The organism is Janthinobacterium sp. CG_23.3, assembly GCF_046115965.1.
GTDB lineage: Bacteria > Pseudomonadota > Gammaproteobacteria > Burkholderiales > Burkholderiaceae_D > Janthinobacterium.
The window spans coordinates 1-6,429 of sequence record NZ_JBJXIB010000195.1; the positions used below are offsets into that span (position 1 = coordinate 1).

Sequence of the window (6,429 nt, forward strand, 5' to 3'; positions counted from 1 at the left end):
GAATCGCCAGCAAACGCTTAAAGGCAGGATGGAGCGCCGACTATCTTGCCAAGGTCTTGGGGCTGCCGGCCTGATTCTTCATGCAATCGCCCTGCATACAACGCCGCCACATCTTGACGACCCTGCAAAAATGCGGCTATGGCGACTCGCCCGATAAGCTGGATGACGAGCTGATCGTCCAGACACCGGACGTGATCGACCGGGTCGCGGCGGAACTCCCGCGGGATTTTCCCGCCAGCTTGGCCAAAGCTATTTTCGACGGCCTGCGCGTATCCGCCGCCCGCCTCTCCAGCCAGGAATAACTGTTCGATCCGGCAGGGCCGGTGGCGTTGCGCGCCCGATTTATCGATACAATGGGCAATCAATTAAACCCGCGCGCTCCTGCCATGCTCGAATTCCTCCTTCAACTTATCGGCGAGGGCCTGCTTCAACTGGTGCTCGAAGCGCTGGCCGAACTCGGATTCCATTCGCTGGCGGAACCGTTCCGGCGGCCACCCAATCCCTGGCTTGCGGCGCTCGGCTATGCGCTTTTCGGCCTGTTGGCCGGCTTCATCAGCCTGTTTATCGTGGAATCCCATTTTTTGAGGGAGAGGCCGCTGCAAATCCTGAACTTGATCGTCACGCCGGTGCTGGTGGGCTTTGCGATGGCGCAAATCGGCGCGTGGCGCGCCCGCCGCGGCGACGCCGTGCTGCGCATCGACCGCTTCGCCTACGCCTACCTGTTCGCGCTGGCGTTCGCCATCGTCCGCTTCTTGTGCGCGAAGTAAGCGTGCCGCTGACGGCCCAACAGCGCCGCGCGGTAGCCCCACCACGCCGTTTCCTCGTCATCGACGCGGCGCCGCGGCCGCGCGCGCGCCAGCTGCGCGGCATCGAGCGCGCGGCGCCCGTTGTCAGCGGCAGACATGTTACGTTTGCTAACGAAAAGTTCTCGTAGAACACAGTTTCTCCATGATATCGTACCGCTCACATTGAAAAACCGGTGTGCCGGATGTCCACGCCGGCACGCACTCCATGACGATAAGGATGGCATATGACTCACACTCCGACACAAAACCATCTGATCGCCGCATTGCCGGTGCCCGACTTCGAACGCCTGGCGCCGGCCCTGGAACTGGTGCCCCTGCCGCTGGGCGAACCCCTGTTCGACGCCGCCAGCCCGGCCGAGCACGTATACTTTCCGACGACGGCGGTGGTATCGCTGCTGGGCGACACCGCCGGCGGCGCGCTGGCCGAAATCGCCGTGGTCGGCAACGAGGGCATCGTCGGCATCTCGCAACTGCTGGTCGGCGCCGTCGCGCCCAGCCGGGCCGTGGTGCAGAACGCCGGGCTGGCCTACCGGCTGAAGGCGCGCGTGATGCAGCAGGAATACAACAGCGGCGGGCCGGTGCTGCGGCTGATGCTGCGCTACGCGAAAGTGCTGACCAGCCAGATGGAGCACACCGCCGCCTGCCAACGCCAGCATTCGGTTGAACAGCAACTGTGCCGCATGTTGCTGCTCAGCCTGGACCGTTCGCCGTCGAGTTCGCTCGCCATCACCCAGGAGCTCAGCGCCACTCTGCTTGGCGCCGGCCGCGAGGGCGTGATGCAGGCCGCCGTCAGCCTGCAACGCGCCGGGCTGATCAGCAACCGCCGCGGGCATATCGAAGTGCTCGACCGCTCCGGCCTGAAAATGGCGGTGTGCGGCTGCTATTCGGCCGTCAAGGCCGAGGTCGACCGGCTGTTTTCCGACATCGGCAACGTCCACGCGGCGGCGCTCAGCGTATAGGCGCGGCAAGGATCGCAAAAAAGGCAGCCTCGGCTGCCTTTTTTGCGCAACGCGGCGCGCGCGCGACACGCGTCCGGCTACAAGCTCAACGGTACACCCTTGTTGCGTGCCGCGCAGCACGATATAGTAAGCGCATCATTGTTGATTTATTATTGAGCCATGCTGAGCCGTATCCACCACGCAGCGATCATCTGCTCGAATTACGACGTTTCCAAACGTTTCTATACCGAATGCCTGGGGCTGCGCATCGTGGCCGAGCATTACCGCGCCGAGCGCCAGTCGTACAAGCTCGACCTTGGCCTGCCCGACGGCGGGCAGATCGAGTTGTTTTCCTTCCCCGAGCGGCCGCCGCGGCCGTCCTATCCGGAGGCGCGCGGGCTGCGCCACCTGGCGTTCGAGGTCGCCGACGTGGCCCAGTGCAAGCGCGAACTGGAAGCCAAGGGCGTCGCCGTCGAGGACATCCGCGTCGACGAATACACCGGCAGGCGTTTCGTGTTCTTCGCCGACCCGGACCAGCTGCCGCTGGAATTGTACGAGGCGCCCGCCGGCGCGTAATGCCGAGGCGTCGCTGGCTCGTTTAAAACCAAGGGCGTATGCGGCCCTCGGGCAGAACAATAAGCACAACCCAAACAGGAACGAGCATGCGGAAGTTTTGCAGCGAGGGCGTCGAGCGGCTGGAACCGTACGTGCCGGGGGAGCAGCCGGCCGTCGCCGGCCTGGTCGAGCGAGGGGCTGCCGTCGGCCGCCAACTTCGTCTTCGCCCGCCACGGCCGGCACGACGCGGCGCGGCTGCAAGCGGCGCTGCGCGAGCGCAAGATCCTGGTGCGCCACTTCCGCAAGCCGCGCATCGAGCAGTTCCCGCGCATTTCCATCGGCACCGACGCGCCATGCCAGGCGCTGGTGCAGGCGCTGCACCAACTATTTTCCGCGGAGGCCGGCGCCGCCGGCCGTCCGGCATAGGCACCCAGCCACCCACCCGAGGAGTACCAAGCATATGAACAACCCCGTATTCGGCCGCACCCTGATCGCCGCCGCCGCCGCCCTCTGCTGCTACTGCGCGCAGGCGGCCTCGCTGGCGCCGGTGGCGGCGCAGCACGGCATGGTCGTATCGGCCCAGCACCTGGCCTCGCAAATCGGCGTCGACGTCTTGAAAAAGGGCGGCAACGCGGTCGACGCCGCCGTCGCGGTCGGCTACGCGCTGGCGGTGGTCTACCCGGCCGCCGGCAACCTCGGCGGCGGCGGCTTCATGACGATCCAACTGGCCGACGGGCGCAAGACCTTCCTCGACTTCCGCGAGAAGGCGCCGCTGGCGGCGACCGCGAATATGTACCTGGACGCCGACGGCAACGTCGTCAAGGGCCTCAGCTCGCGCGGCCACCTGGCCGTCGGCGTGCCCGGCACGGTGGCGGGGATGCAGTACGCGCTGGAGAAATACGGCACGATGAAGCGCGCCGCGCTGCTGGCGCCGGCGATCGCGCTGGCCGGGCGCGGCTTCGTGCTGGGCGAGGGCGACATCGACCTGCTGCAAACGGCCACCGACGACTTCCGCAAGGACGCGCCGTCGGCGGCGATTTTCCTCCACCGCGGCGCCGCGTTCGAACAGGGGCAGAAGCTGGTGCAACGCGACCTGGCCAAGACGCTGGCGCTGATCAGCCGCAACGGCGCGGCCGGTTTCTACAAGGGTCCGGTCGGCGCCGCGCTGGTGGCCTCCAGCGCGGCCGGCAAGGGCATCCTGACGCAGGCCGACCTGGACCAGTACAAGGTGCGCGAGATGGCGCCGGTCGAATGCGACTACCGCGGCTACCGCGTGGTGTCGGCGCCGCCGCCAAGCTCGGGCGGCGTGGTCATTTGCGAGATCCTGAACATCGTCGAAGCCTATCCCTTGAAGGAAATGGGTTACCGCTCGGCCAGCGCGGTGCACCTGCAGATCGAGGCGATGCGCCACGCCTACGTCGACCGCAACAGCTACCTGGGCGACCCGGACTTCGTCAAGAATCCGATCGAGCGGCTGACCGACAAGGCCTACGCGGCCAAGGTGCGCGCGGCGATCGACCCGCTCAAGGCCGGCGTGTCGAAGGACATCAAGCCGGGCGTCGAACCCCACGAGGGCAGTAACACCACGCACTATTCGATCATCGACAAGGACGGCAACGCGGTCTCGGTCACCTATACGCTGAACGACTGGTTCGGCGCAAAGGTGACGGCGGCCAAGACCGGCGTGCTGCTCAACAACGAGATGGACGACTTCACCGTCAAAGTCGGCGTGCCGAACATGTACGGCTTGGTGCAGGGCGAAGCCAACGCCATCGCCCCCGGCAAGCGGCCGCTCAGCTCGATGAGCCCGACCATCGTCACGAAGGACGGCAAGCCGGTGCTGATCGTCGGCACGCCGGGCGGCAGCCGCATCATTACCGCCGTGGTGCACACGCTGCTCAACGTCATCGACTACGGCATGAACATCCAGGAAGCCGTCGACGCGCCGCGCTTCCACCAGCAATGGCTGCCGGACGTCACCAACGTCGAACCGTTCGGCCTGAGCCCGGACACCGCCAAGCTCCTCGGCGGCATGGGCCACAACCTGGGCGCGGCGCAGCCGGCCAACCACGTCGCCGCCATCATCGTCGGCGCGCCCGCGCTGGGCGGCAAGCCGCGCGGCGCCAACCGCTATTACGGCGCCAACGACCCGCGCCGCAACACCGGCCAGGCGCTGGGGTACTAGGGCGTCCGCCGCGCCGGCTGGCGCCCCAAGGGGCCAAGCCGGCGCGGCGCGCTCGCGCATGCACGCCTTTACTTGAGCGCGCGCAGCGCGCGGGCGCGCAATCCATGCGATACAGGACGGGCGGCCTTGTCGACAAGCAAGCACATCCGACTATGCTTGACGCGCAGCGGCGGCGCTCAATGGAAAAATGCGCACCTTCAATCAATCGCAGGGCATGTTTACAATCTACGACCCCGGCTACCACCGCGTCGCGCCGGAGCTGTCGACGCCGGCGCGCGCCGCGGCGGTCCGGTTCGAAGAGACGATCCGGCGCGACAGCATCGAAACCGGCGCGTTTTTCAGCTGGGACGGAACCATGCTATCGAAGCGATCGGGCCAGGTCGATCAAGTCAGGTTTCTTCCCCGCGATCTCGCCGGCACGGCCGGCGCGCTGTTCACCCACAACCACCCGTCGGGTCTGTCGTTTTCGTGCGCCGACGTGGGGAACGCCATCGGCCTCGGCCTGTCGGAGCTGCGCGCGGTATCCCCCGCCTACCGGCACGTCATGACGGCTATGCGCGCGTGGCCGAAGGAATCGACCATCCAAGGCGTGTATGATGAGGAATTAAGGCTGGCGTATGGCGACGTGGCGGACATGGTGAACCGCGGCGAGCTGTCGGTTCAATACGCCACCGCCGAAATCCACCATCGCGCGTGGGAACGGGCGTCCACCAGGCTGGGCTTGAACTATATTCGGGAGGCATCGTAGAACATGATGATCGATACGGCCATGCCAACTCTTGAGGACATCGTGGCGCGCTCGAGCGCGCCGGAGGGACACGCCAACGACGTCATCGTTGGCGCCGGTAAGCTGGTGTACTGGAAGCGCCGCGCCGACCTCGACGGCAGCGAAGGCCTGACCTTCTTCGACGGCGACCTGCGCGACGTGCTGGAGCCGGACGACCCGCGCGTCGTCGCCGAACTGGAGCAAGAACACGCGCACCAGCGGCGGGGTCTGACCCTCGGGGTCTGACCCCGGCCTTAGGCCTCTGCTTGATTTGACTTCAGCAGCGCGGCAACATCCGCAGCCAGTGGCGATACTCTTCCTATATACGTTTTATTATATGGAGCGCGCGATGATTACTCTCAAAGTAACAACCGTGGGGACGTCGGAAGGATTCATCCTCGACAGGGAGACCAAGCTCAAACTCGGAGTAAAAACCGGCGACACCGTCTATCTGACGGAAGCACCGGGCGGCGGCTTGCGCATCACCCCTTACAATCCCGATTTCGCCCGCCAGATGGAACTTGCCGAACAATTGATGCGCGACGACCGTGAAGTGCTACGGGCCATGGCCGAGTGAACACTTGGCGCTGGGTTCGGCGTGACGTTGTCTTCGCCGTACATGATGTGCAATTGGCGCAGCATGGCGGGCTGGACGGGGTCAGCGACGAAAACGCAGTGCGGGCGGCGCTTGCGCGCCCCGAACAACTTAACATCTACGGCATACCGCCGCCCGATGCCGGCGCCTTAGCCGCGGCGTATGCATTTGGGCTAACGCGCACCCATTGCTTTAACGATGGCAACAAGCGGACAGCTTGGGTGGTCGCTCGGCTTTTTTTAGCCGACAATGGTTTTCGACTGGTGTTTTCCGCCATGGACGCCATTCGCATTATGGAAGGCCTTGCCACCGGAACGGTAAACGAAGAGCAGATGGCGCAATGGTTGCGTGAAAGGCTATGCCTTGCCAAGTAGCGCTTGGTTGAAGGCAGCCGGCACGCAAGGGCGGGGTCAGCCCCCTAATGCAGTTCAGTTAAGCGGCTTCGTCGTTGAAAATAATCAAAACCAACGGTGTAACCCTGGGGTCAGACCCCAATCCACCCAAGTTAAGAATTTTTCTTTAAAAGTAGAGCGAAATACAATAAAAAGCTTGACATGCCAGTGAGGTAGGGCGCGGCCAGTGAG

9 protein-coding genes and 1 pseudogene are annotated in these 6,429 nt (G+C 64.9%); all 10 read left to right on the plus strand.

The features are described from left to right. Positions 1–113 precede the first annotated feature (113 nt). Positions 114–302: a hypothetical protein gene (locus tag ACFDR9_RS26425; RefSeq protein ID WP_409032898.1), complete on the plus strand. Its 189-nt coding sequence runs from the start codon at positions 114–116 to the stop codon at positions 300–302. A gap of 51 nt (positions 303–353) precedes the next feature. Next, positions 354–767, plus strand: a complete 414-nt coding sequence (locus ACFDR9_RS26430) for a hypothetical protein (RefSeq protein ID WP_409032899.1) — start codon at positions 354–356, stop codon at positions 765–767. 263 nt (positions 768–1,030) lie between these two features. Further along, a complete protein-coding gene (locus tag ACFDR9_RS26435; RefSeq protein WP_026133200.1) occupies positions 1,031–1,765 on the plus strand; it encodes a Crp/Fnr family transcriptional regulator in 735 nt (244 codons plus the stop codon). 159 nt (positions 1,766–1,924) lie between these two features. Then, entirely contained in the window at positions 1,925–2,320 is a 396-nt protein-coding gene (locus ACFDR9_RS26440) for a VOC family protein (protein ID WP_017878154.1), read from the plus strand. Between the two features lie 177 nt (positions 2,321–2,497). Further along, positions 2,498–2,725 (plus strand): annotated as a pseudogene (locus ACFDR9_RS26445) (aminotransferase class I/II-fold pyridoxal phosphate-dependent enzyme); the annotation flags it as partial. 34 nt (positions 2,726–2,759) lie between these two features. Continuing rightward, entirely contained in the window at positions 2,760–4,484 is a 1,725-nt protein-coding gene (ggt, locus tag ACFDR9_RS26450) for a gamma-glutamyltransferase (RefSeq protein ID WP_409032900.1), read from the plus strand. Positions 4,485–4,671: 187 nt separating this feature from the next. Next, a complete protein-coding gene (locus tag ACFDR9_RS26455; RefSeq protein WP_409032901.1) occupies positions 4,672–5,232 on the plus strand; it encodes a hypothetical protein in 561 nt (186 codons plus the stop codon). 3 nt (positions 5,233–5,235) lie between these two features. After that, on the plus strand, positions 5,236–5,496 hold the full coding sequence (locus ACFDR9_RS26460) for a hypothetical protein (protein ID WP_409032902.1): 261 nt from the start codon (positions 5,236–5,238) through the stop codon (positions 5,494–5,496). A 103-nt stretch (positions 5,497–5,599) separates the two neighbouring features. Continuing rightward, a complete protein-coding gene (locus ACFDR9_RS26465; RefSeq protein ID WP_026133201.1) occupies positions 5,600–5,827 on the plus strand; it encodes a transcriptional regulator in 228 nt (75 codons plus the stop codon). Then, positions 5,824–6,219, plus strand: a complete 396-nt coding sequence (locus ACFDR9_RS26470; RefSeq protein WP_026133202.1) for a type II toxin-antitoxin system death-on-curing family toxin — start codon at positions 5,824–5,826, stop codon at positions 6,217–6,219. Before ACFDR9_RS26465 ends, ACFDR9_RS26470 begins: the two co-directional genes overlap by 4 nt. Positions 6,220–6,429: the final 210 nt, after the last annotated feature.